General features: G+C 71.6%; 21 protein-coding genes and 2 CRISPR repeat arrays. Of the genes, 16 read left to right on the top strand and 5 right to left on the bottom strand.

The features are described from left to right. Positions 1-82: 82 nt before the first annotated feature. A complete protein-coding gene (gene hemC, locus ACFWPI_RS06490; RefSeq protein ID WP_380368642.1) occupies positions 83-1,021 on the bottom strand; it encodes a hydroxymethylbilane synthase in 939 nt (312 codons plus the stop codon). A gap of 101 nt (positions 1,022-1,122) precedes the next feature. On the opposite strand from hemC (ACFWPI_RS06490), the gene hemC (ACFWPI_RS06485) reads away from it, so the two are divergent. Continuing rightward, entirely contained in the window at positions 1,123-2,049 is a 927-nt protein-coding gene (gene hemC / locus ACFWPI_RS06485) for a hydroxymethylbilane synthase (RefSeq protein ID WP_380368639.1), read from the top strand. Here the strand turns inward: hemC (ACFWPI_RS06485) and ACFWPI_RS06480 are convergent. Continuing rightward, positions 2,046-3,584 (bottom strand): ATP-binding protein, encoded by a 1,539-nt coding sequence (locus ACFWPI_RS06480; RefSeq protein WP_380368636.1) that lies wholly within the window; start codon positions 3,582-3,584, stop codon positions 2,046-2,048. The two genes, hemC (ACFWPI_RS06485) and ACFWPI_RS06480, sit on opposite strands and share 4 nt — an antisense overlap. A gap of 220 nt (positions 3,585-3,804) precedes the next feature. On the opposite strand from ACFWPI_RS06480, the gene ACFWPI_RS06475 reads away from it, so the two are divergent. The 14 genes from ACFWPI_RS06475 to ACFWPI_RS06410 all read left to right on the top strand — a co-directional run bounded on the left by ACFWPI_RS06475 (position 3,805) and on the right by ACFWPI_RS06410 (position 20,537). Beyond that, positions 3,805-5,079: a helix-turn-helix domain-containing protein gene (locus tag ACFWPI_RS06475; protein WP_380368633.1), complete on the top strand. Its 1,275-nt coding sequence runs from the start codon at positions 3,805-3,807 to the stop codon at positions 5,077-5,079. Between the two features lie 299 nt (positions 5,080-5,378). Further along, positions 5,379-5,822, top strand: coding sequence for a hypothetical protein (locus ACFWPI_RS06470; RefSeq protein WP_380368630.1), 444 nt, complete (start codon positions 5,379-5,381; stop codon positions 5,820-5,822). A 340-nt stretch (positions 5,823-6,162) separates the two neighbouring features. Continuing rightward, a CRISPR array of direct repeats spans positions 6,163-7,044; the repeat unit is 28 nt; unit sequence GAGCAACCCCCGCGAGCGCGGGGCCGAT. A 289-nt stretch (positions 7,045-7,333) separates the two neighbouring features. Beyond that, positions 7,334-7,657 carry a divalent-cation tolerance protein CutA gene (cutA, locus tag ACFWPI_RS06465; RefSeq protein WP_380368628.1) on the top strand — a complete coding sequence of 108 codons (324 nt, stop codon included), beginning with the start codon at positions 7,334-7,336 and terminating at the stop codon, positions 7,655-7,657. A gap of 170 nt (positions 7,658-7,827) precedes the next feature. Further along, positions 7,828-8,163 carry a hypothetical protein gene (locus ACFWPI_RS06460; RefSeq protein ID WP_380368625.1) on the top strand — a complete coding sequence of 112 codons (336 nt, stop codon included), beginning with the start codon at positions 7,828-7,830 and terminating at the stop codon, positions 8,161-8,163. A gap of 136 nt (positions 8,164-8,299) precedes the next feature. Beyond that, positions 8,300-8,473, top strand: a complete 174-nt coding sequence (locus tag ACFWPI_RS06455) for a hypothetical protein (protein ID WP_380368622.1) — start codon at positions 8,300-8,302, stop codon at positions 8,471-8,473. Positions 8,474-8,591: 118 nt separating this feature from the next. Further along, a CRISPR array of direct repeats spans positions 8,592-10,083; the repeat unit is 27 nt; unit sequence GAGCAATCCCCGCGAGCGCGGGGCCGA. 172 nt (positions 10,084-10,255) lie between these two features. Continuing rightward, positions 10,256-13,159: a CRISPR-associated helicase Cas3' gene (gene cas3 / locus ACFWPI_RS06450; RefSeq protein WP_380368620.1), complete on the top strand. Its 2,904-nt coding sequence runs from the start codon at positions 10,256-10,258 to the stop codon at positions 13,157-13,159. A 210-nt stretch (positions 13,160-13,369) separates the two neighbouring features. Then, on the top strand, positions 13,370-15,082 hold the full coding sequence (casA, locus tag ACFWPI_RS06445; protein WP_380368617.1) for a type I-E CRISPR-associated protein Cse1/CasA: 1,713 nt from the start codon (positions 13,370-13,372) through the stop codon (positions 15,080-15,082). Further along, a complete protein-coding gene (casB, locus tag ACFWPI_RS06440; protein ID WP_380368614.1) occupies positions 15,072-15,752 on the top strand; it encodes a type I-E CRISPR-associated protein Cse2/CasB in 681 nt (226 codons plus the stop codon). Before casA ends, casB begins: the two co-directional genes overlap by 11 nt. A gap of 41 nt (positions 15,753-15,793) precedes the next feature. After that, complete coding sequence (cas7e, locus tag ACFWPI_RS06435; RefSeq protein ID WP_380368724.1) at positions 15,794-16,939, top strand: type I-E CRISPR-associated protein Cas7/Cse4/CasC; 1,146 nt, start codon at positions 15,794-15,796, stop codon at positions 16,937-16,939. Further along, on the top strand, positions 16,939-17,829 hold the full coding sequence (cas5e, locus tag ACFWPI_RS06430) for a type I-E CRISPR-associated protein Cas5/CasD (protein WP_380368612.1): 891 nt from the start codon (positions 16,939-16,941) through the stop codon (positions 17,827-17,829). The genes cas7e and cas5e overlap by 1 nt, the downstream gene beginning before the upstream one ends. Positions 17,830-17,833: 4 nt before the next feature. Continuing rightward, the gene (cas6e, locus tag ACFWPI_RS06425; protein ID WP_380340012.1) at positions 17,834-18,610 is read left to right on the top strand and encodes a type I-E CRISPR-associated protein Cas6/Cse3/CasE; all 777 of its coding nucleotides are present in this window, start codon (positions 17,834-17,836) and stop codon (positions 18,608-18,610) included. A 3-nt stretch (positions 18,611-18,613) separates the two neighbouring features. Further along, positions 18,614-19,636: a type I-E CRISPR-associated endonuclease Cas1e gene (gene cas1e, locus ACFWPI_RS06420; RefSeq protein ID WP_380368609.1), complete on the top strand. Its 1,023-nt coding sequence runs from the start codon at positions 18,614-18,616 to the stop codon at positions 19,634-19,636. Next, complete coding sequence (cas2e, locus tag ACFWPI_RS06415) at positions 19,633-19,911, top strand: type I-E CRISPR-associated endoribonuclease Cas2e (RefSeq protein ID WP_331744407.1); 279 nt, start codon at positions 19,633-19,635, stop codon at positions 19,909-19,911. The genes cas1e and cas2e overlap by 4 nt, the downstream gene beginning before the upstream one ends. 236 nt (positions 19,912-20,147) lie before the next feature. Continuing rightward, positions 20,148-20,537, top strand: a complete 390-nt coding sequence (locus ACFWPI_RS06410) for a RidA family protein (protein ID WP_363378571.1) — start codon at positions 20,148-20,150, stop codon at positions 20,535-20,537. 96 nt (positions 20,538-20,633) lie between these two features. Here the strand turns inward: ACFWPI_RS06410 and ACFWPI_RS06405 are convergent, their stop codons facing one another. Both ACFWPI_RS06405 and ACFWPI_RS06400 read right to left on the bottom strand, forming a co-directional pair. Further along, positions 20,634-21,248 carry a UbiX family flavin prenyltransferase gene (locus tag ACFWPI_RS06405; protein ID WP_380368605.1) on the bottom strand — a complete coding sequence of 205 codons (615 nt, stop codon included), beginning with the start codon at positions 21,246-21,248 and terminating at the stop codon, positions 20,634-20,636. Between the two features lie 89 nt (positions 21,249-21,337). Then, entirely contained in the window at positions 21,338-22,777 is a 1,440-nt protein-coding gene (locus ACFWPI_RS06400; protein ID WP_380368603.1) for a UbiD family decarboxylase, read from the bottom strand. A gap of 214 nt (positions 22,778-22,991) precedes the next feature. On the opposite strand from ACFWPI_RS06400, the gene ACFWPI_RS06395 reads away from it, so the two are divergent. Next, positions 22,992-24,023, top strand: coding sequence for an Lrp/AsnC family transcriptional regulator (locus ACFWPI_RS06395; protein ID WP_380368600.1), 1,032 nt, complete (start codon positions 22,992-22,994; stop codon positions 24,021-24,023). 181 nt (positions 24,024-24,204) lie between these two features. Here ACFWPI_RS06395 and ACFWPI_RS06390 read toward each other — a convergent pair whose 3' ends face one another. Further along, positions 24,205-24,417 (bottom strand): cold-shock protein, encoded by a 213-nt coding sequence (locus tag ACFWPI_RS06390; RefSeq protein ID WP_063352293.1) that lies wholly within the window; start codon positions 24,415-24,417, stop codon positions 24,205-24,207. Between the last annotated feature and the right edge of the window lie 339 nt (positions 24,418-24,756).

The following is a 24,756-nucleotide window of genomic DNA, read 5'->3' as shown; positions in this document are numbered from 1 at the left end:
CCCTGGGGTCTTCACCGGGGCTGGGCCCGGGGCCGCCCCCGGGGTGCCCGCCCATGGGCCCCGGCGCCTCCGAGGGGCGAGGTCAGTGGTCGATCGAGTCGATCAGCTCGCGGGCGCCGTCGCGGATCAAGGTGGCGGCGACCCCCACGCCGAGCGCTTCCGGGCTGAGCTGGCCGGCCGATTGGCGGGCTTCCAGCACGGTGGCGCCGTCCGGGGAGAAGACCATCGCGCGAAGGCCCAGGTGCCCGTCCTCGAAGGCGCGGGCGAACCCGGCGATCGGGCTGTTGCAATGCCCGCGCAGGGCGTTGAGCAGGGCCCGCTCGGCGGTGATCTCCCGCGTCGTGGCGCGGTCGCCGAGTGGGGTGAGGAGGTCGATCAGGTCGGCGTCATCCTCGCGGCACTGCAAGCCGAGCACGGCTGCCCCCAGCGGCGGGCACATCTGCTCGACGGTCAGGACCTGGCTGATCCGGTGTTGTTCACCGATGCGCTCCAGCCCGGAGGCGGCCAGCACCAGAGCATCGACCTCCCCGGCTTCCAGGACCGCCAGCCGCAGGTTCGCCGTTCCCCTGATCGGCACCAGGTCCAGGTGGGGGTGGCTGCGGGTGAGCTGGGCGACACGCCGCACCGCCGAGGTGGCGACCCGGGTGCCGGGCGGCAGCTGGTCGAGGGTGAGGCCGCCCGGGTGGATCAGGGCGTCACGAATGTTCGCCCGCTCGGGGTGGGCCGCGAAGACGGTGCCCGGGGTGACCAGCGGGTCGCCTGCCACGTCCTTCATACAGTGCACCGCGAGGTCGCACACCCCGCTCAGCAGGGCTTCCTCGATGTCGCCGGTGAAGGCGCCCTTGTCGTGCAGTTCGGCCTGTTCGCCGGGCTCGCGGTCGCTGGCCGCGACGAACGGCACCAGCTTGGTGGTCACGTCGGGGTGGAGTGCGGCCAGGTCGGCCCGGACGCTTGCAACCTGGGCTAGCGACATGGCCGAGGCGCGGGCGCCGATGCGGATCGTGCGGCGGGTGGACGGCATTCGATCTCTCCGATCACGACTCCGACAAACCGTCGGAAAAAGGTAGGCCCGTGTTCGAGTAGCATGCGGTCAACATCTCTTCAGGTGCCGGGAGTTCGGGAATGCGGACGCTGATTGTCGGATCGCGGGCCAGTCACCTCGCGCGAGCGCAGGTCAGGGAGTTCCTGGCGCCGTTGCGGGACCGCTTCCCCGACGTCGAGTTCCGGCACCAGGTGATCCTTGAAGGCGGTGACCGGGACCGGAAGACGGCCCTGTCGCAGGTGTCGGCCCACTCGGGCGGCTCCGCGTTCTCCACCGAGCAGGAAGCCGCGCTGGTGCGGGGCGAGGTGGACGTGATCGTCCATTCGTTGAAAGACCTGCCGACCAGCAACCCGCCCGGCCTGGTGCTGCTGCCCCCGCCCGGCCGCGAGGACGTGCGGGATGCGTTGTGCGGCTCGACGCTGGCCGACCTGCCGCAGGGTGGCCGGGTCGGCACGTCGGCGGCCCGCCGGATCGCCCAGCTGCTGCACGTCCGCCCGGACCTGGTCTTCGTGCCGATCCGCGGAAACGTGCCGCCCCGGCTGAACAAGCTCAAGACGATGAACCTCGACGGCGTCGTTCTGGCGGCGGCCGGGCTGGTGCGACTCGGCTTGGACGGCGCGATCGGCGAGTTGCTGCCGCTTGGCCAGTTCCCCCCGAGCCCCGGTCAGGGGGCGCTCGGAATCCAGATCCGCGAGGACAACGAGCTGGCCCGCGAAATTCTGGCCGGCACCGGCGACCTGGTAGTGGACGCGGAGGTTCGGGCCGAGCGGGCAATGCTCGGCGAACTGCACGGCGGGTGCTCGGTTCCGGTCGGCGCCTACGCGAAGGCCGCCGGCGAAACGCTGTCGCTGCACGCGCAGGTCACCTCCCTGGACGGGACGAACCAGGTCGAGGCCAGCTTCTCCGGCCCCGTCTCGGAGCCGGAGAAGCTGGGCATCCAGGTGGCCGGCCTTCTCCTGGACCAGGGCGCCGAGGCGATCCTGTCGGAGATCCGCCCGGCCGCTTAGCCGGCCAGCAGCCGCGCGAGGTCAGCAGCGGCATAGGTGATGATCCGCTCGGCACCCGAGCGCTTGAGCATCATGAACAGCTCCAGCAGCGGGCGGAAGTCCCGCCGCCCGGTGCCCGGATCGAGCGGGGCGAGCCGGGTGTACTCGCCGGAGACGGAGAACGGCATCAGCGGCGCCGCGGTCTTCTGCTTGAGGGTGGTGAGCACATCCACCGAGAGCATCCCTGGTTCCAGCAGCAGCATGTCGGCCCCCTCGCCGACGAAAGCCAGACCGGTGTCCACCGCGGTTTCCGGCTGGCGCGGGCTGATCTGGAACGGTCGGTGGGCACCGGAGGCCGGGGTGGCCCGCATGGTGGCCCGGTAGCCCTCGTAGAGGGCGGAGTCGAAGATCAGATGGGGCATGGTCGCCACGTCGCGGTGGCCGTTCTCGTCCAGGGCTTGGCGCACGCAGGAGGTGGTGCCCCGGACCATCGCGGCCGGTCCCACGATGTCGGCGCCGGCCTCGGCCTGGATGACGGCCTGGGCGGCGATCATCGCTGCTGTGCGGTCCAGGTCGATCCGGCCAGCGCTGGTCAGGTGGCATTCGCCGGTGTCGGTGTGGCCGCACAGGCAGTTCTCGGTCATCACCGCGATGCCCGGCTCGGCGTCCTTTGCGGCGTGGATGGCCCGCACCATCAGGCTGTCGGGTGCGACGGCGCCGGACGCCTCGGCGTCGCGATGCAGGCTGTTGGCGAACACCTTCACCGAGCGGACGCCCAGGGAGGCCAGGTCACGCACCGTCTGCGGGATCTCGGCGACCGTGACGGTCGGCATCGGCCGGTCGGCGTCCTCGCTGTCCTCGCGGACCAGTAGGACCATCGACAGGTCGGCCGCCGTGAGCGAGGGGCCCTCCAGGAAGCTGCGGACGGCCGCCCGGCCGTGCAACCGGGCGGGGTCCGTGATCGCTGTGCTGTGCTGGGTGGTGGTCATGTCGTCCTCTCGATCATGGCTGTGGGCAAGGGCGTCAGCGGGTGCCGGTGCCGGTGGCGGCCAGGGCGGGCGGGTGTATCGGCGGGCGGCGGTGGCCCGACAGGCGGCGTGGGCCACTGCGCGGGCCGCCCTGCGGGGGTGGACGAGGAGCTGGCGGCGGGTGAGCGGCTGCTCGGGCAGGGCCACCTCGGCCCAGACCTTCTTGCCCCGTATGGTGTGCTCGGCCCCGTGGGCGAGGGCCAGGCGCTCGACCAGGAAGATGCCCCGGCCGGCCTCCGCGTCCGGGCCCGAGACCTGGTGGCGGGGCAGGGCCCGCGAGCCGTCGTAGACCTCGATGATCAGGCGGCGCAGGTCGAGGTCGGCGTGCACCCCGACGGTGAGCATCGCTCCGCTGGTGTGCCGCACCGCGTTGGTGACGAGTTCCGAGATCACGGTGTCCAGGGCCAGGCGGCTGTCGTTGTCCGTGCGGACCCCCCACTGTTTGATCAGCCGGCCGAGCCGCTGGCGGCTCATGGGGACGGAGACGGGATCGCGGACCAGGAAGAAGCTGCTGTTGCACACGCGCATGTCGAAGGAACCCTTCGGGGCGTCAGGCCGGAGCTGGGGGCTTGGGGGTGCCGTGCGGAGGGAAGGGCCTGATCTCGCCCGATCTCTACTCGGCTGGTACACAGTCAACTACAGCCCGTAGTGGTGCCGGTGGTGCCAGCAGGGGGTGCATTTCTCGCACGGGGGCCGCTTTGGGGGGCCAGGATTGGGCACCAGTCAGTCAAAGGCTTGGGGGACGGGCATGATGGCACCAGACGGCATCGGCGCCGTGCTGAGGCGGATCCGGGAGACCGCCGAACTCACCCGCGACGAGCAGGCCCTGCTCTTACAGGACGCTCAAGGCGGCACGTGGTTCGACCCGGAGAACCTGAAGCGCTGGGAGACCGAGCGACGTCTGCCCACCCCGAGGTGGCACCAGCTGCTGGCCGACGGGTACGGGCTCTCGGTGGAGGAGGTCGCCCGAGCAGTGGCCACCTCGCGGCGCTGGCGCAGGCTCCACCAGCAGCCGGTCGAAGACGAAGGAGAGGAGGGTACGGCGGTGAATCGACGACAGTTTCTCGGCGCGGCGGCACTGGCGACAGGTGTCGCCGCGCTGCCCGGCATCGCGGAGGCGCGAGAGGGGATCGACGCCGGACTGTCCGGCTCCGACGCTGGCGACCTCGCCTACCTCGACGGGGCGTTCGAACGCCACCGCGGCGGCTACCACGGTCGGGCGCCCGGGGTCGTGCTGACACAGATGCGCCAGGACCTCGGTCTCCTGCAAGACGTCCTCAGCCGCCCGCACCCCGCCGGCACCCGTACCGACCTGGCCCGCACCGCGGCTGGGATCACCGGACTGGTTGCGATCATCCAGCACGACCGGGGTGACCAGCGCGACTCCCACGGCTGGTTCGCCACCGCCGAGAAGGCCGCCCGCGAGTCCGGTGATCGGCACATGCTGGCCTGGGTCCTGGCCCGGCACGCGATGGTCCCGCTGAACTACGGCGCCCCGAACGCTGCCGCGAACCTGGCTATCTGCGCTCGTCGCGAGGCAGGCCGAACCCCCACGGCCGCCGCAGCTCTGGCCGCCGCCGTCACCGCGCGCGCCCTGGCCTCCATCGGTGACCACCGAGGGGCCCTTCGCGCGGTCGCGGACGCCCGTAACATCGCCGAACACCTGAACTCCGCGCAGGCCGCCGACACCTGGTTCGGCTACCCGCTCCAGAAGCATCACGTCCACCTGTCCCAGGCGTTCACGCTGATGGGCCGCACCCGCGAGGCGAACGCCGAACAGGAGGCAGCCCTCGCCCTCACCAAATCGCCGTCCGTCATGACCCGGGCCCTGCTGACCATGGACGCCGCGACCTGCCTGAGCATGGACGGCGACCCGGCCGCCGCCGCTGACATGGCCGTTGGGGTCTGGCAGCAGCTGCCAGCAGCATTCCGGGACGGGCTGGTCCGGTCCCGCGCCGAGGCCCTTCACCGCACCCTCGCCGGCCTCGCCCACGACCGACTCGGCGAAGCTCTCGCCAGCTGACCGACCCGGATCCGGTGGGGGCGGGCGCCGGAGGAGCCCCCACCGGGGCTCCCGCGCGGCCGGAAGCCCAACACCTCCGATGGAAGGACACTCGCGCCGCCGTTCGGCCAGACGCAGCGAAACGGGCGCGGCACCGCCGCATCGGCCGAAGGCCGATGCACCACCTGCGGCCGGCAGCTGAGAGGACGCCGACCGCACACCATGTGAGAGATGCTGGCCGACCCCAAGAACAGCCGCTCCGCATCCCCCGGTTCGCGGGTCTCAGCCCAACCACTCGCCAGCCGGGGCATCATGACTGCATGCAAGTTGAAGCGATATCAGCGCTTGCAGCATCAGGGGCCGCGATCCTCGGGGTGCCCGCTGCCTTGATCGTCGGCCTGCGGCAGACTCGCGCTGCCCAGCGGACTGCCGAGGTCGCCTCGCAGGCGGCCCACGATGAATGGCGCGGCAACACGCGACGAGAAGCCGCGATCACGTTCGTCCTTGCGGGGGAACAGCAGCTGGAGACGATCAGGATTCTTAAGATCGCTGAGAAGACATTTGATTTGGACGAGGTCGCGCAAATGTGGCGGGAGCTGCTGAATGCTCTGGCTCTGGTGCGGATCGAGGGTCCGGAACCGTTCTCAGCGAAGGCTGCCCAAGCCTGGAAGACCTTGAACTCGGTCACGCTCGACGTGGTTAGCGCCCATAGGCGTCTAACTCCCGTGCTGTTATTGCGATCTGCGGCCGACCAGGGAGAATAAGCCGCGAAGATGGTCCTGAAAGAAATCAACCACCCTCGGAAAAATCCCGTGCCCGCAGCAGTCTGGGCGGCACTGAGGGAGAGCCAGCTGTTCTCTCCTAGACCTCGGCGCTGGCTCGGCGTGCTAGGTGGGACGGCCCTGGACCGCGGCCGGGCCCACGGCCGGTGGTCTCCTTTGGCGACTCGTACGCCCAGTTCCGCAGGGAACTTGTTGAATTCAGCGACTCAATTCGCGAACAGTTTGACGCGCCCACGCCTATTTTGTCGTCTCGTCGGGCCAGCATCATCGGGCGAAGGAGTGAGCACCGCGAACTGCTGTGGTCGTCTGAGTGGGAGGCCGCGGAGCAACCCCGCGAGCGCGGGGCCGATCGCGCCGAGCGCCTGGCCAAGGCGCTGGGCTGGGAGCAACCCCCGCGAGCGCGGGGCCGATTCCAGCTTGGCTTCTTCCAGAGCGGTCCGGGCGGAGCAACCCCCGCGAGCGCGGGGCCGATGCGGCCGACCACTCCGGGTGGTCCGCCTCGCCGGAGCAACCCCCGCGAGCGCGGGGCCGATATCAGGTCGACGGCGAGCTGTTCGCGGTCGCAGGAGCAACCCCCGCGAGCGCGGGGCCGATATCAGGTCGACGGCGAGCTGTTCGCGGTCGCAGGAGCAACCCCCGCGAGCGCGGGGCCGATAGGGCGAGGGTCTAGTCGGTGGACTCGTCGCCAGAGCAACCCCCGCGAGCGCGGGGCCGATGAGACCGGGCTCGGCGGCGCACGGCTGCACCGGGAGCAACCCCCGCGAGCGCGGGGCCGATCTCGCGTCGGCCGGTCCTGCGCCGGAGCGCGCGGAGCAACCCCCGCGAGCGCGGGGCCGATGCCCCGGTCGTGCTCTCGGCCGTGGCCTCCGGAGAGCAACCCCCGCGAGCGCGGGGCCGATGCTTTTTTGTTCCCAAAAACAGGCTAGGTGGGAGAGCAACCCCCGCGAGCGCGGGGCCGATCCCGCACCCCGCACCAGCCCGGCTGGGCCAAGGGAGCAACCCCCGCGAGCGCGGGGCCGATCGGCGGGCGCCGACTTCTTCCGTACGGCACCCCGAGCAACCCCCGCGAGCGCGGGGCCGATGGCGGCGGTCAGGAGGAGGAGCGGCCGAGCTGGGAGCAACCCCCGCGAGCGCGGGGCCGATGTGGCTGCGGTACTGCCCGCCCCGCCCGCCTCGGAGCAACCCCCGCGAGCGCGGGGCCGATACTTCCTGACCTGCAGTGATTAGCGGGCGAGGGGCCTGATTGATTCAGTTCGATTGGTAGAGGTGCCGTTGAACAGCCGGTGCGTTGTTGCCATCTTTCTTTGCCCCAGGGCTGGTTGTCATTGTCGTGGCCTACGTTCTCGAAGCGTACTCGCGCGTGGGGGTTGAGACGATGGTTGAGGGCCGTTGGCAGTGGTATCCGCCCGGGGTCGGGGGCTGGCTGGGCGTACCGTGGGGTAGGTCCGTCGGGCAGAGTGGGGGCGGCGGTTGATGCCGGGTACCGTCACGGTATGACGATCAGTGACTTCGTTGTGGTGACGACGACCCATGACGACGAGGCAAAGGCCCGTGAGCTCGCCTCGGCGGTGATCCGTGACCGCTTGGCCGCGTGTGCGCAGGTCTACCGTGTCCAGTCCGTCTATTGGTGGGACGGTGCGGTGCAGGACTCCGCCGAGTGGCGGGTCGACTTCAAGTCCCGGGCGAGCCTGGCTGATCGGCTGTGCGCGCGCATCGTTGAGCTGCACTCCTACGACACGCCGGAGGTCGTCGGGGTGCCGGTGATCACTGGATCGGCCGCCTACCTGGACTGGGTGGCCGCTGAGACACGAAGCTGATCGGCAGTTACTCCAGGGAGGCTCGGATCTCGTCTCGAAAGGCCTGGGCCGCCGACGATGCCGGGAGCCGTTCGGCCCTCACCTCCCTGTGGGACCAGGCCGGCGCGAGCGAAGCCCACACGGACAGGCTGCTCGCGGAGGCTGGCGTCCGACAGGCCGGAGCGGTCCCCATGGAGGAGGCCAGCCAGTGGGTGCGAAACGCCACCACCACCATGGACCAGGCCCGGCAAGACGCCACGCTGCGGCTCTGCGCGCACCTGACCAGCATCCAGCCCATGGCGCTGCTGACCGAGGACCCGCGCCAAGTCGTCTGCTGGCCCTGCTGCACCGAGGCCCGAGCGACTCGGACCTGTTCGACCTGCGGGTCTCCGGCGGGTTCGGCGTCGCTGCCGGGCGGTGTCGAGTCGATCGTGCGCGGCCCCGCGGTGCTGTACTCACGGGTCATCTGTGCGCCGTGTGCGGACCCCGGCCATCCGGTGGGGACGTTCGGCAACGGGTGGGGCTGAGGCCTCATCATGGATGACCCGGCAGGACAGTCACAGAGAGGACGCCATGAGCGCGACCATCCCCCCTAAACGCCAGGGCGCCTGGAGCCGGGGCCGCCGTGAGACCGCGGGCCCAAACCGCGGGAGGCACCCCCTGATGCCGCCGCCGGGCGAGATCCCGATCCCGGTGGACGAGGAGATCGAGGAGGACGACATGACCCCGCAGAAGGACCCCAGCGGCGGTTCGGGCGGAATCGGTGGCCCGAAGGTACCGCCGGCGGCACCGAAGACCCCGCCGCCGGCCGACCCGCTGCCGAACCCCGAGAAGTGACTCCCCGGCTGGCCGGCCGTACGGCGGTGCGGCCGGCCAGTGCTACTCGTCGCGGAACAGATGCCAGAGCGGGATCCCGATCGCGCTGAGCTGGTCGAGCGTGGGCGGGACGAGGCCGGAACAATCCCCCGCGAGCGCGGGGCCGATGCCTCCCGGAAGCGGGACAGGTAACCGTCCGAGGAGCAACCCCCGCGAGTGCGGGGCCGATTGGCGCTTGGCCTGCGCCTTGGCGTACTCGGTGGAGCAACCCCTGCGAGCGCGGGGCCGACAGAAGAGAGGCAAGCGGGGCATCACCCAGTAAAGGGCAACCCCCGCGAGCGCGGGGCCGACAGCCCGGCGCCGCCGCCGGTCTGCCCCACCCCGGAGCAACCCCCGCGAGTGCGGGGCCGACCCTGTCGGGACTGGACAGCCGACAGCCGAGGGAGAGCAACCCCCGCGAGCGCGGGGCCGATGTTCTGGTTGTGCCGGGCGGTGTCGCTCCACGGGGGCAACCCCCGCGAGCGCGGGGCCGACGTGGCGGCGCCGCCAGTGCCGAGGGCGATGAGGGAGCAACCCCCGCGAGCGCGGGGCCGACGGTGGGTGTGTGTGGCAGGGTCTAGAACGGGCGGAGCAATCCCCGCGAGCGCGGGGCCGACGCCCGCACCGCCCGCTTCGCCGCCGCCTACGCCGAGCAATCCCCGCGAGCGCGGGGCCGATACCGAGTGGCTCCACGACGCCTACGACCCCAACGAGCAATCCCCGCGAGCGCGGGGCCGATCTGGTGCTGCTGCTGGCGGAGGCCTACTACGGGGAGCAATCCCCACGAGCGCGGGGCCGATGGTTCGACGTGGCACCGCAGTGCGGACGGGCGGGAGCAATCCCCGCGAGCGCGGGGCCGATCCATCCCCCAATCCGTCACGGCGACCTGATGCGGAGCAATCCCCGCGAGCGCGGGGCCGACCAGCCGGGACCACTTCTTCTGCAGCCTGCGCCGGAGCAATCCCCGCGAGCGCGGGGCCGACAGCCCCGCATCCCTGCTGCCTGTCGGCCCCTCGGAGCAATCCCCGCGAGCGCGGGGCCGACCAGAACGCCTGGATCGAGGCGGCGGGCGCCGAGGAGCAATCCCCGCGAGCGCGGGGCCGATGGTGGAGACGCCGGAGGGCAGGGTGACGTCCACGAGCAATCCCCGCGAGCGCGGGGCCGATCAGCGGCGACGAGCTGCGGCCCCTGCCCAAGGGGAGCAATCCCCGCGAGCGCGGGGCCGATCCGCCCAGGGTCAGAGCTGGGCGGCTCTTCGCTGAGCAATCCCCGCGAGCGCGGGGCCGATTCGCTGAGGTCCGGGCTGATGCGGTGGTCGCCGGAGCAATCCCCGCGAGCGCGGGGCCGATAGGTGGGTGCGGTGCCTGCGGACAGGATGACCGGAGCAATCCCCGCGAGCGCGGGGCCGATCCGCCGTTCACCGACGCCGAGACGTGGCGCCGGGAGCAATCCCCGCGAGCGCGGGGCCGATCGCAAGTACCGCACCCGGGAACAGCTCTGGAAGGAGCAATCCCCGCGAGCGCGGGGCCGATCCGGGTGCGGCCGGTCGGCTGTGAGAGGCGTGGGAGCAATCCCCGCGAGCGCGGGGCCGATGCTTTCTGACCTGCGGTGATTAGCGGGCGAGGGGCCTGATTGATTCAGTTCGATCGGATGGCAGCCCGGAGGGGAGTCGATGTATGACCGTCATATTTCTTTGCTCCGAGGCGAGTTGTCAGTGCCGTGTCCTACGCTCTCGAATCGTACCTGCACGTGGAGGTTGAGACGATGGTTGAGGATCGTTGGCAGTGGTACCCGCCCGAGGTCAGGGGGTGGCTGGGTGCGCTGTGGGGTAAGTCTGCCGGGCGGGCCGGGGGGACGGCCAACCTTCTGCTGTCGCACATGCTGGACACTGCGGCGGTGGCCGAGATTGTCTGGGACCGCTACCTGCCGCCGGTGACGCGGTGGCGTCTGGACGCTCTGGCGGGGGGTGCGGGTAAGGGGCGGCGCCTGTTCGCCTGGTTGTGCGGGATTCATGACTGTGGCAAGGCCACCCCGGCGTTTCAGCATCTCGATGCCGCCGGCGAGGCTGCGGTCCGTCAAGCGGGGCTCACCTGGGACAAGTACGCGGTGAAGGGCTCGTCTTGGCGACATGACAAGGCCGGTGGCCGGGTGCTGAGGGCGCTGCTCACTGACGCGAAGTGGCGTGAGGAGCAGGTCGGTTGGGTCTGGCCGCTGGTCGCCGGCCACCACGGGCTGATCCCGACGTTGGGGCAGCTGAGCCCGCCGAAGAAGAACGAAAAGCTGCAAGGCAGCAGCCGGCCCTGGAAGCTCGCGCAGTCGGCGCTGGTGGAGGTGTTCTCGCGGGAGCTCGGCTATGAGGGGGAGTCGCCGCTGGCCGCGGTGGAGCCGGTGCTGGTGCCGAGCCGGGCGGCGCAGCTTCAGCTGTCCGGTTTCGTGGTGATGGCGGACTGGATCGCCAGCGACGAGCGGCACTTCACGGGTGTGTCCGACCTGGCGAAGGTGGCGATGCCTCAGGCGCGGCAGCGGGCTGCGGCGGCGTGGTCGAGGCTCGAACTGCGCGGTGGATGGGGGGCGTTGGCGGCGCCCGGCCCGGAGACGTTCCGGGACCGGTTCGGCCACGGGACCAGGCCTTCGCAGGAGTTGGTCCTCGACGTGGTGCGCCGGATGGGCGGGTCCGGTCTGGTGATCGTCGAGGCGCCGATGGGGGAGGGCAAGACGAAGGCGGCGCTGGCGGCGGCCGAGCTGCTGGCAGCGCGTCACGGTGCGGACGGGGCGTTCCTGGGCATGCCGACCCAGGCGACGGCGGACCCGATGTTCACCCAGGTCCGGTCGTGGCTGCGCGAGGTCGGCGATGGGCTGGAGGGCCAGGTCGCGCTGCTGCACGGCAAGCGGATGTTCAACAAGGAGTGGCGCGGCCTGCTGGAGGGCGCGGGGGAGTGGGGGCAGGACGCCGACGACCCCTTCGCTTCTGTGGGGGAGGACGAGTTCGGCATGCAGACCGACTGCTTCGACGGCTGCACGGACGGGGAGCGCCGGGCCCCCGCCGAGTGGTTCCTCGGGCGTCGCCGTGGGTTGCTGAGCCCGTTCGCGGTCGGCACCATCGACCAGCTTCTGTACGCCGCGACCCGTACCAAGCACGTGATGCTGCGGATGGCCGGCCTGGTGGGCAAGGTCGTGATCCTCGACGAGGTCCACGCCGCCGATGTCTACATGTCGCAGTTCCTGCTGGAGGGCCTGTGGTGGCTCGGGCAGGCCGGCGTGCCGGTGGTGCTGCTGTCGGCGACGCTGCCGCCGGAGCAGCGGCGCCGCCTGGTCGCCGCCTACCTGGCCGGTACGCGGTCGGCGGAGGCCTCGGCGGCCCTGGAGCTGCCCGAGCCGGAGGGCTATCCGAGCGTCACGGCGGCCTGGGCGGGGCCGGACGGGCGGCCGGAGTTGTTGGTGGAGAGCACCGCATCCTGGCGTGAGGACCTTCAGGTGCGGGTCGAGGTGCTCGATGAACAGCCGACGCGGACCGACGCCCAAGTCGCGCAGGATGCCGCCGTGGTCGACTATCTGAGGGAGCGGCTGGTCGACGGCGGGTGCGTGCTGGTCATCCGGAACACCGTGGCCCGCGCCCAGTCCACGTTCGAGGCCCTCCGCAAGGAGTTCGGCGCTGATGTCCGGCTCCTGCACGGGCGCCTGCACGCCGGCCACCGGGCGGACCGTACGCAGGAGGTGCTGAAGCTCCTCGGACCACCGGCCGAGGGATCCGGGCGTCCCGGCAGGATGATCGTCGTCGCGACCCAGCTCGCGGAGCAGTCCTTCGACGTCGACGCCGATCTGCTGATCACCGACCTCGCTCCGATGGACCTGCTCCTCCAGCGCATCGGACGCCTCCACCGCCACGACGGCGTGCAGCGCCCCCGCCGGCTGTCCCGGCCCACCGTTGTCATCACCGGTATCCGCCTCGACGACGACGGCGTGCCGCAGATCCTGCGCGACTCCGAGGGGATCTACGGCCGCTACCTCCTGCTGCGCACGGCCGCCGAGGTCGAGCGGGCGGCGAAGGCCGACGCAGGCGCGTGGAGCATCCCCGGCCAGGTGCCGGACCTGGTTGCCCGGGTCTACGGCACCGATCCCGTCGTCCCGGCGGAGTGGGCCGAGGTCGAGGCACAGGCGCGACAGGACTGGGAGAAGCGGCAGGCCAAACGCCGTGAGGAAGCCGCCCAGTACGTCCTGACCCGCGCCGGGGAGCACGGTTCGCAGACTCTGGCCGGTCTGCACTACGGAGCCCACGGCACGCTGGCAGAGGGGCAGTTCGAGGCACTCGTTCGGGATGGGGACCGGAGCGTGGAGGTCGTGCTGGTGCGCCGCACCGGGGAGGACTTCCACGCGATGACGGGCCGTAAGTTCGGCCCCAACGGGACGGTCGCGGCCGAGATGGTGGACGACGTGCTCTCCGGGACGGTGCGCCTGCCCACCAAGCTGACAAAGGCTGCCGAGCAGGCGCTCGGTCCGCTGTCGGGCTGGCGCGACCATCCATGGCTGCGATACAGCCTGGCCCTCGAACTCGACGAGCGCGGGGACGCCGCCCTCGGTGACTTCCAACTGCGCTACGACGACCTGCTCGGCCTCGTGGTGAGCGGAGGGCCCCAGCGCGCCCCGGTACCGATAAAGGCGAGGGGGTGAGTCGAACAGGCGTCGCCCCACCCCCTCAACCCCGCGACCGCGGGGCCGACTTGCAGCCGACCAGGGCCGGAAAACACGGCCACGGGCCATCCCCGCGCACCAAAGCAGGCGGGGCCGGGGGCAATTCAAGCATTCACCCCACAACAGGCATCCGCCGGTGCCACGATGAACCAGCAACAAGCTAAACATGGCTAGTTGGGAGATCAGCGCGTGCCTGGGTACAACCTTGTCGACGAACCGTGGCTGACGGTACGACCCGTCGGTGGCGGGCCCCCCGTGCAGGTGGGGATCGCTGGGGCCCTGGCCCGGGCCCACGAGTTCGAGGGCCTCGTCGTCGAGTTCTCCACGCAGTTCCCGGCCGTCCTGCGCCAGGTCCTGCTGCCCGTCGTCGCCGATGCGACCGGCGCGCCCCAGAACCCCGGGGAGAAGGGTGAGCGGCTCACCCGCGGCGGATTCACGAAGGACGAGCTGGGCAGCCTGGAGACCTACCTCGCCGATCACCGGGCGAAGTTCGACCTCTTCGACCCCGCCGCCCCGTTCGGGCAGGTCGCCGGGCTGCGTACCGCCAAGGACGAGACGAAGGGCTCCGCCGCCCTGGTGGCGACCGCGGCGAGCGGCAACAACGTCCCGCTGTTCGGCACCCGTACCGACGCGGACCCGCTCGACCTGACGCCGGCCCAGGCCGCCCACTGGCTCGTGCACGCCCACTGCTGGGACACCGCGGCGATCAAGACCGGCGTCGTCGGCGACGACCAGGTCAAGGCGGGCAAGACGACCGGGAACCCCACCGGCCCGCTCGGCCAGCTCGGCGTCATCATCCCCACCGGGCGCACCCTGTACGAGACCCTCCTGCTGAACCTTCCGCTCACCCCGCCCGACAACCTCGGCCTCCCGCAGTGGAAACGCGGCCCGCACGGCCCCGCCTGGCAGCCCCGCGCGGCCGAAGGCCTCCTCGACCTGTGGACCTGGCAGGCCCGGCGGATCCGCCTCATCCCGCACCAGGACGAGGCCGGGCAGCTGAAGGTGGCCCAGGTCGTCATCAGCGCGGGGGACCGGCTGACGCCCATGCCCGAGCAGGAGCCCCACACCGCCTGGACCTTCACCGCCCCCGCCAAGAAGTCCGCCTCCGCCCTGCCCGAGCGCAGGCCGCGCCGCCACACCCAGGGCAAGGCCGCCTGGCGCGGTCTGGAGGCCCTTCTCACGCCCACTCGCCAGGGCCCCGACGGCGGCTTCGAGACCAGCATCCTGCTCGACCAGATCAGTGCCCTGCAAGAGGACGACCGACTCCCCGCCGACTACCCGCTGCAGGTCGAGACCTTCGGCATGGTCTACGGCACCCAGTCCGCGATCGTCGAGGACGTCATCCACGACGCCATCCCCCTGCCGCTGCTCGCCCTCCAGCAGGACAGCGAGGCCCAGCTGCTCCTCCTGGACGTCGCCGAGCAGGCGGAACGGCTCGCCCAGGCCGTCAGCAACCTCTCCGCCGACCTGCGCCGGGCCGCCGGAACGGACCCCATCCCCTGGGACAAGGGCCAGCGACCGGGCGAGCTCCTCCTGCACACCCTCGACCCCCTGGTGCGCCGCCTGCTCGCCGGCGTCTGCACCGCCGGCGCGGACGACGAGGCCCTGGAGCGGGGCCGGCTCGCCTGGGAACAACTCGCCCACCGCCAGGCGTGGGACGTGGCGAACACGCTCCTGCTGGCCGCACCCGCCACCACCTTCGGCGGCCGCACGATCAGCCAGGGCGGCAAGGCGGGCAAGACGCAGACCTACCGGCTCGGCACCGCGGGCGCCAACTTCCGGCGCCGGCTCGACGAGATCCTTCCCCGGTACGCCGACGCCGTACGGGAAGCGGCCGCCGCGCGGGCGGCCGAGACCGGCCCCGCCCTCGACCACGACCCCGGAGCGGACTTTGACGACTGAGCACACCGCCGCCGCCCCCGCTGAGCACACCGCCGGCGCTGAGCACGCCACTGCCGCTGAGCGCATCGCCGCCGCTGAGCGCACCGCCGCCGCCCGAAGGCGCCGGTACTGGGACGAGTTCACCGGCCCCGACCACAACTGGCGGTACGACCCCCGCACCAAGCAACCACGCCGGCCGCCCGGCGAGGACCTGGCGGCCCTGCGCTCCGGCCTCGGGCGCCCGGTCATGGACAGCCCCAAGATGTGGCCGCTCTACAGCTGCGAGGTCAACGACGTCCTCGCGCTACGCGACGAGGTGTCCGACGAGCAGAAGGCCGAGCACGCCGCGCTGGCCCTCTACGGCCTCCACCAGCAGAGCCAGTCCAAGCCGATGCACCGCCGTGGCGTCAAGCTCGGGGAGGCGCTGCGAGTGCTGCGCCGCAGCGGCAAGGTCAGCGAGGAGGCGCTCGACACCCGGGTCGCGCAACTCGCGGGCGCCACCAGCGTGTCCGCGCTGCTTGTCCACCTGCGCGGGCTGATCACCCAACTGCGGTCCATCACGCAGCCGTTGGACTACAGCCACCTGATGGCCGACATCCAGGCCTGGCACAGCACCGACCGGCGCCCGCAGGTCCGCCTCAAGTGGGCGATCGGCTACCAGGCGTGGAAGGACAAGACGCCCGCCGACTGAGCGCCCGACACACCCGGACCACCACCCCCGAGGAGAAGCGCATGACCGCCCGCCTCTACATCGACGTCCACATCCTGCAGACCGTCCCGCCGGCCAACCTCAACCGGGACGACAACGGCAACCCCAAGGAGGCGTACTTCGGCGGCAAGCGCCGCTCGCGCGTCTCCTCCCAGGCCTGGAAGCGCGCCACCCGCATCCACTTCGCCGAGAGCCGCGACCGGCAGGACCTCGCCACCCGCACCAAGCGGATCGCCGCCCAGCTCGCCAAGGGCATCGCCGAGCGCGCCGGCATCGAGGCCGAGGACGCGCAGCGGATCGCCGACGCCCTGATCAAGTCGACCGGGATCTCCGCCGGCAAGAAGGAGGGCGACACCGCCTACCTCCTCTTCTACGGGCGCCGCCAGCTGGACGGCATCGTCGACCTGGTCGCCGACACCGCCGCCGACCTCGCCGCCCTCGACGCCAAGGCATTGGAGGAGGCCGTCAAGGCGCTGCCGGTCAAGGAGCAGTTGCAGAGCGGCCACCCGGCCGACGTCGCGCTGTTCGGCCGGATGGTCGCCGACATCCCCGGCCTGAACGTCGACGCCGCCACCCAGGTGGCGCACGCGATCTCCACCCACGCCGCCGAACTCGAATTCGACTACTACACGGCCGTCGACGACGAGAACACCGCCGAGGAGACCGGCGCCGGCATGATCGGCACCATCGGCTTCAACTCCGCCACCCTCTACCGCTACGCGACCGTGGGCCTGCACCAGCTGCGCGGCAACCTCGGCGACGACAAGGCCGCCGTCGACGCCGTCGACCTGTTCGTCGACTCCTTCGCCCGGTCCATGCCCACCGGCTACGGCAACTCCTTCGCGCACCGCACCCGCCCCAGCCTGGTGGCCGTCGTCGTGCGCGCCGACCAGCCCGTGAACCTCGTGTCCGCGTACGAGAACCCCGTCCCGGCGAGCCGGGGCATCGTCGCCGAGTCCGCGCGCCGCCTCGCCGTGGAGTTCGCCACCGCCACCGAGCAGTGGGGAGACAGCCCGCTGTACGTCGGCATCTGCCACACCCTCGGTGCGGACACCGGCGCCGACGAGCCCGCGCAGCAGCTGGCGGAGGCCTTCGGCGCGAACCGCACCTTCACCGAGCTGCGCGACGGCCTGCGCACCGCCCTCACCGAGGGGGTGAACGACAACTGATGCCCGCCGACCCCACCCCCGTACCGGCCCCGCAGGGCGAGGCGCAGGCGGTCCTCGTCCTGCGCCTGGCCGGGCCGCTCCAGTCCTGGGGCGACCGCAGCGCCTTCAACCGCCGCGACACCCCGCCCCAGCCGACCAAGTCCGGGGTCGTCGGCCTGCTCGCCGCCGCCGCCGGACTTCCCCGCGAAGCGGACATCACCGGCCTGGTCGGCCTGCGCCTGGGCGTGCGCATCGACCAGCCCGGCACGTTGCTGCGCGACTACCACACCGTCAGCGACTACCGGGGCCGCCCGCTGCCGCAGAGCGGCGTCAACGCCAAGGGCGTCCAGAAGCCGACCTCCCCGGCCAAGGACACCCACGTCACCCACCGCTACTACCTTCAGGACGCGGTGTTCGTCGCCGCCGTCCAGGGCCCGGCCGGCCTCGTCGCGACGCTCGCCGAGGCGATCCGCCGCCCCGCCTTCCCGCTCGCCCTCGGCCGCCGCTCCTGCGTCCCCACCCAGCCGATCGCCCTCGGCACCGTGCGCACCGGAGCCCTGGAGGACGTGCTGGCGGACGAGCCCTGGCAGGCGGGCACCGCCGCCAAGGCCGCCTACCGCCGACGGGCCGAACGCGGTCCGGATCCGTTCTCGCCCCACCGGATCGACCTGGCCGCGACCTTCGACGACCCGGCCGGCGACGACACCTTGCAGGACGTCCCGCGCTCCTTCGCGCCCCGCGAACGCGGCTTCACCACCCGGCGGATCCGCCACGCCTGGCTCAACGTCCCCACCGGCCTCGCCCCGTCCGGCCCATCCGCCCTGTCTGCCGCGTCCACCCCGCCCACCACGACCGCCCAACCGGCCACTGCGGCCGGCGGCCACGACCCGTTCGCCCTGCTGGGCTGGTGACCAGATGACCTACCTCTCCCGCGTCCGCATCAACCCCCTGCGCGCCGCCAGCCGCACCCTGCTCGCCAACCCCCGCGCCCTGCACGGCGCCGTCACGGCAGGCATCCCCGACCCCGCCGCCGGCGACCGGATCCTCTGGCGCCTCGACGCCGACCACCCGCGCCGCCCCACGCTGCTGGTCCTCACCCCCTCCAAACCCGACTGGACCCACATCGTCGAACAGGCGGGCTGGCCCGACGCCGAAGGCGAGCACTACGCGGTCCGCGACTACAGCCCGCTGCTCGCCCAGCTCGCCGTCGGCCGCGAATTCGCCTTCCGGCTCAAGGCCAGCCCCGTCCAGAACACCTCCAAGCCCGCCAAGGCGAGCCCGCACCGCACCAAGACCGCCGCCGAACTCCACCACCGCTCCTACCGCATGGCCCACCGCACCGCCGCCCAGCAGCTCACCTGGTTCCTCGAACGCACCCAGCGCTGGGGCTTCACCATCCCCGAAGCGCGCACCGACAGCGCGGCGCCGGGCCTCGAACCGCCGGCCTCGGACACCCCCGCAGAGGCACAGCAGCCCGCGCGGGAGGCCCGGATCACCGACCGCAGCCGCAGCACCTTCACCAAGCCCGGCACCCGCAGCCCGGTCACCCTCACCACCGCCACCTTCGAAGGCCGGCTGCGCATCACCGACCCAGGGCTCCTCCAAGCCGCCCTCCTCGGCGGCATCGGCCCCTCCAAGGCCTACGGCTGCGGCCTGCTCACCCTCGCCCCGCTGCCGACCGGACACCACTGACCGATGGCCGACATCTGGTGGAAAGCCCACCCCCACGACCTGCACCGCCTCGCCGACCGCGTTTCCAGCGTCTACGTCGAGCGCAGCCACATCGACCGCGACGAGAACGCCGTCGTCGTCATCAACAAGCGCGAGACCGTCCGCGTCCCGGCCGCCATGGTCGCCGTGATGCTCCTCGGCCCGGGCACCCGCATCACCCACGGCGCCGTCAACCTGCTCGCCGACTCCGGCACCACCGTGTGCTGGGTCGGCGAGCAGGGCGTGCGGATGTACGCCGCAGGACTCGGCCCCAGCCGTGGCGCGGCCCTCCTCAACCGGCAGGCCTGGCTGGTCAGCCGCACCAAGGAACGCCTCGCCGTCGCCCGGACCATGTACCGCATGCGCTTCCCCGACGAGGACGTCAGCGCCGCCACCATGCAGCAGCTGCGCGGTCGCGAGGGCGCCCGTATCCGCAAGCTCTACCAGGCGGAGTCCCGCCGAACGGGTGTTCCCTGGAACGGCCGGGTCTACAAGGCGGGCGACGCCCACGCCGCCGGCGACGACCTCAACCGCCTCCTGTCGGCCGCCAACGCCGCGCTCTACGGGATCTGCCACGCGGTCATCACCGGCCTGGGCGCCAGCCCCGGCCTCGGCTTCGTCCACACCGGCCTGGCGACCTCGTTCGTCCTCGACATCGCGGACCTCTACAAGGCCGAATACACCATCCCCCTCGCCTTCGACCTCGCCAAGCAGGGCCACACCGAGGAACGCGACGCCCGGCTCGGCCTGCGCGACCGCATCGCCGAGGACAAACTGCTCGGCCGGATCGTCCACGACGTCAAGGCACTCCTCAGCCCGGACGGCACCGAGATGCCGGACGTCGAGGTCAACGAACTCTGGGACGAACGCGTCGGCACGGTCCAGGGCGGCGTCAACTGGTCCGGGACGGAAGGCACGCCGACGCCCCCGGTCTCCGACCCGGGCATGGGAGACGAACACCTGGCCATCATCGGCCCGGAGTTCACCCAGGACACGGACAGCCCATGACCGTCATCATCCTCATCGCTGCCCCCGAAGGCCTGCGCGGCCACCTCACCCGCTGGATGGTCGAAGTCAACGCCGGCGTCTTCGTCGGCACCCCCAGCCGCCGCATCCGCGACCGCCTCTGGGACCTCCTCGCCACCCGCATCGGCGACGGCCAAGCCGTCCTCGTCGAACCCGCCACCAACGAACAGGGCTGGACCGTCCGCACCGCCGGCAAGGACCGCTGGAAGCCCGTCGACTTCGACGGACTGATCCTCTCAGCCCGCTCCCGCCGATAGACTCGCAGGTCACGAAGCGTAGGCCCCGCATGCGCGGGGATTGCTCTCTGAGCGGTAGTCGCGTCCTCAGGCAAAAGGCGTAGGCCCCGCATGCGCGGGGATTGCTCCCGGATCACCGACGCGCTCGTCGGTGTCCAAGTATCGACCCCGCACGCGTGGGGACGGGCTGGTTCAGGGGCGAAGTGCCCGGTGGAGGGCCTGTTTTCAGATGTGCGGTGCTCTGGGAGCATGGTGCGATGGATCATCGGCAGATAGTCAGTTCCGGCTCGCCTCTCGAACCTCAGATCGGCTTTTCCCGGGCAGTCCGCAAGGGGTCACACGTTGCAGTCGCGGGGACTGCTCCCATCGGGGACGGTGGGACGACCGTGGGGAAGGGCGATGTGTACGCCCAGACTGTCAGGTGTCTGGACATTGCGGAGGCCGCGCTGAAGGAGGCGGGGGCATCGTTGGGGGACGTTGTGCGGACCCGTCTCATGCTCACCGATGTGACGCGTTGGAAGGAGGCCGCGCGAGCGCACGGGGAGCGGTTCGCGTCGGTCCGTCCGGTCTGCACCGTCGTTGAGGTCTCGCGCTTCATCGATCCCGAATGGCTCGTTGAAGTGGAGATCGACGCCATCCTCGACTGATCTCGACTGATTCCGAAGAGCGCTGGTCGCGGCCACATCTGGGTGGCTGCGACCAGCGCTGTGGTTTTTCGTAGCGGGTGGGTGTGCCGCGAGATGTTAGGGGCGGTGGTGGCGGGTGCCGGCCAGGCCCTGCCAGCGTTCTGCGATGTCGGCGGTGCCTGCGGGGAGGTCGAACTGGTCGAGGATGCGCATGACGATGTGGTCGACGAGGTCGCTGATGCCGTTCGGGGTGTCGTAGAAGGCCGGCATCGGGGGGACGATGCGTACGCCCATCCGGGAGAGCGCGAGCATGTTCTCCAGGTGGATCTCGTTGAGGGGCGTCTCCCGGGGGACGAGGACCAGTGGGCGCCGTTCCTTGAGGGTGACGTCGGCGGCGCGGGTGATGAGGTTGTCGGCCATGCCGTGCCGGACGGCCGCGAGCGTCTTCATGCTGCACGGGACGATGGCCATCCCCGCGACCGGGTAGGAGCCGGAGGAGATGGTGGCGCCGAGGTCGCCGAACTTGTGTGTCACGTCGGCGAGTTCGGCGAAGTGCCGGGAGCTGTAGGGCGTCTCCACCTCGATGGTGGAGCGGGCCCAGGTGCTCAGGACGAGGTGGGTCTCCACCTGGGGTGCCTCGCGCAGGAGCTGTAGCAGGCGGGCGGCGATCGGGGCGCCGGTGGCGCCGGTGACTCCGATGACGAGGCGGGTGGTGGGGGGTGTGGCGGGCACAATGTGCTCCTGGCATAGGGGGGAAGGGGGGAAGGACCGGAGGGTGAGGGTGAGGGAGGGGCGCACCGTCCCCTCCCCTCTCCGGCGGGCTACAGCGCCAGGACGCCCGCCCAGCGTTCGCGCAGCCGCTCGCGGGTGGCCTGGTCGACGCGGTTGGCCGCCGGGTACCGGTCCTTCCACGCGAACGGCTTGCACGCGTCGATGAGCACGATGCCCATCGACAGGTCGCCGGCGGCGAGCTTGTCGGGTGCGAGCCGCGGGTCGATGGCGGTGGTGGGTGCGCGCAGGACCTGGATGGACTCGGTCGGGTGGACGCGGGTGAACATCGCCCACAGCACGTGGTTGATGTCGGTGATGTCGATGTCCTCGTCGACCACGACGAAGTACCGTTCCATGCCGCCCGTGCGCTTGCGCCCGGCCGCCGCCAGCAGCGCGTGCATGGCGTCCCCCGCGCCGGTCTGCTCGATGGAGACGACCATCAGGAGCTGCCGGGCGTAGGCCCACACGCCCTTGACGTTCTGCACGCCGGACGCTTCCAGGTGGTCCCAGGTCAGCGACGCCGAGTAGAGCGGAACGGCCTGGTCGCCGGCCGGGATGGTCGGCAGCATCGGCGGTGCGCCCAGGATGATCGGGTCGTCGCGGTGCAGGATCCGGGTGACCCGGACGACGGTCTCCTGGCCCGAGTGCGTGTAGTAGCCGGTCCACTCCCCGAAGGGGCCCTCCAGGACGGACTCCTCCTCGACCGGCGGCAGTTCGCCCTCGATCACGATCTCGGCGTGCGCCGGGATCGGGAGCTCGCTGCCCGGCGCGTACAGGACCTCGACGCCCTCCCCGCGCAGCCCGCCCGCCAGGTCGTACTCCGACATCCCGGACGGTGCGGCGATCGCGGCGGCGGTCGACAGGATCGGGTCCTGGCCGACCACCACGGCGATCGGGCAGGTCCGGCCGCGCGCCCAGTACTTCTCGGCGATCGCCTTGGCGTGCCGGTTGCCGAGCATCCACAGCGACAACCGGTCGCGGCCCTGGACGCAGGCCCGGTAGGTGCCGACGTTGACCCAGCCGCTGTCGGGGTCACGGGTGATCACCATGCAGGCGGTGCCGATGTAGCGGCCGCCGTCCCTGTCGTGCCAGCGCGGGGTGGGGAAGATCCCGAGGTCCACGTCCTCGCCGACCAGGACGTTCTCCAGGACCGGGCCGGTGGCGACCTCCACCGGGGGAACAGGCTCGATCCGCTTGCTGAGGTCCTTCCAGGCCCGCACGATGTCGAGCTCGGCGGTGTCGTGCGGCAGCCCGAGCGCCACCGCGGTGCGGGCGGGCGTCCCCATGAAGTTGGTGAACACCCGGTACCCCGTGGGGAATCCCGGAATGTTGTCGAACATCAGGGCGGGGCCTTCCCGCTCCGCCAGCAGTTCGGTGATGCCTCCGATGTCCAGGTCCCGGTCGGCGCCGTCGATCTGGAGGACTTCGTCCTTCCCGAGGGCCTCGGTCAGGTGGTCGATGTAATGCCGAAGATCACGGAATGCGCTCATCTGCCGTCGGGGAGCCGGGTGGTGTGCCCGGGTCTCCCCTCCTCCTCTTCCTCGCGGGTGGCGGCCGAGCCGCGGCGCGGCCGCCACGGGGATCGCAGTTCCGCGCGGACAGGTGCCGCGTCGGCCTGCGCACCGATGATCCGGATCGGCCGCGAGCGGGCGCAACGAGTCCGGGCGTACGTGCCGGATACCGCCCCGGGTAGGGTCTGGATCCGTGGAATCCCTCAATCTCCGGCTGATCCACGCCCTCCAGATCGACGGGCGCGCCCCCCTGCGTCGGATCGCCTCGGTGCTGGGCGTCTCCGAGCAGGTCGTCGCCCGCCGCTACGCCGCGCTGTGCGAGAGCGCCGGGCTGCGCGTCATCGGCAGGCTCAACCCCCGGCCGGTCGGGCAGACCGTGTGGGCGCTGCGGTTGCAGTCCGCCCCCGGCGCGTCGCTCGGCCTGGCCCGGGCCGTGGCCGCGCGGGAGGACACACGGTGGGTCCAGCTCGCCTCCGGCGCCACCGAGATCATCTGCCATCTGGTGGCGCACCGGGACCGAGCCCAGGACGCGCCGGTGCACCTGCTCGACCGGCTCCCGGGGGTCACCTCGATCACCGCGCAGCGCGTGCTGCGGCTGTTCAAGGGCGGCCCGACCACCTGGGGCGCCCTGACCTGCGCGCTGGACCAAGACCAGCGGGACGCGCTCGCCCCCGCGTTCCCGCCTCCTGCCGTCCCACCCTCAGCGTTCCCGTCCCCCGATGGGCGGCTGTCGTCGCCGTCGCCGTTGGAGCTCACCGACCTCGACCACACGCTGCTCGCCGCCCTGGCCCGCGACGGCCGTACGACGTACGCGGCGCTGGCCGCCGAGGGCCGCTGCCACGAGTCGACGGTGCGCCGCCGGATCGCCCACCTGCGCGCGGCCGGAGCGCTCTTCTTCGTCGTGGACGTCGACGAGCGGCTATTGGGCAGCCCGACCACCACCGCGATCTGGATGTCGGTGCGGCCCTCGCACCTCGCCGCCGTCGGCGCAGCCCTGGCCGAACACCCCGAAGTCGCCTACGCCGCCGCCACCACGGGCCGGACCAACCTCCTCGCCGCCGTCCTCTGCCCCGACGACGAGTACCTGTACGACTACCTGACCGACCGCCTCGGCGCCCTCCCGGGCATCGACACGGTCGAGACCGCCCCGATCGTCCGGACCCTCAAACGCGTCGGCAGCGTCGGCCGCCACCGCAACCGGCCGGGCGGCACCGGGCGCGGCTGATGACCGTCGAGACGTCGGCCGGCTGACCGCCCGGCGAGCCGTCCGGACGGGCCGGAACGGCCTGGGCGGCCCCGAAAGAACGGAGGCCGCCCAGGACTTGATCTCCCGCATCTCCCGCATCTCCCGTTCGGGCCCGGGGCCCGGAACCCGGGTCCGGGGAGAGGAAGGGGAGGAACTGCTTCTACTCCGCCACCTGGACCTCGTCGGCCTGGAGCCCCTTCTGGCCCTGGACCGCCACGAAGGTCACCTTCTGGCCCTCAACCAGGGACTTGAAGCCGCTTCCCTGGATCGCCCGGAAGTGAACGAACAGGTCCGCTCCGGACTCCGGGGTGATGAAGCCGTAGCCCTTCTCGTCGTTGAACCACTTCACCGTGCCGTTCTGCCGCTCTGCCACAGCCACTCCTGGTTTTCCGAGGATCGAGGATCTACGAGACGCAACGTGCCGATCATGGCAGGGCTCGGGGTCTCGGCGGGGCTGTAACGCGAAGTTGGTCGGTCCCTGCGGCGAGGAGCCACCCGGACCGGTGACGGCACCGCAGGTGCTGCAGGCGCCGGAGTCCCGGCAGCCGTCCCTCGTCCATCTGCACAGACGTGATCGGGTAGCCCGGCGGGGGGGGGGAGGTGAACCAACAGTGGGCGCCGGACCCGGGGCCGCCCGAGGGGGGGGGGGGCGCCCCCGGCCGGACACCAGCTCAGCGCGGACACCCCCCCGCGGCCGACCCGCGAGGCGGGG

Source organism: Kitasatospora sp. NPDC058492, assembly GCF_042720685.1.
GTDB lineage: Bacteria > Actinomycetota > Actinomycetes > Streptomycetales > Streptomycetaceae > Kitasatospora.
This window is presented reverse-complemented; position numbering and strand designations above follow the sequence as displayed.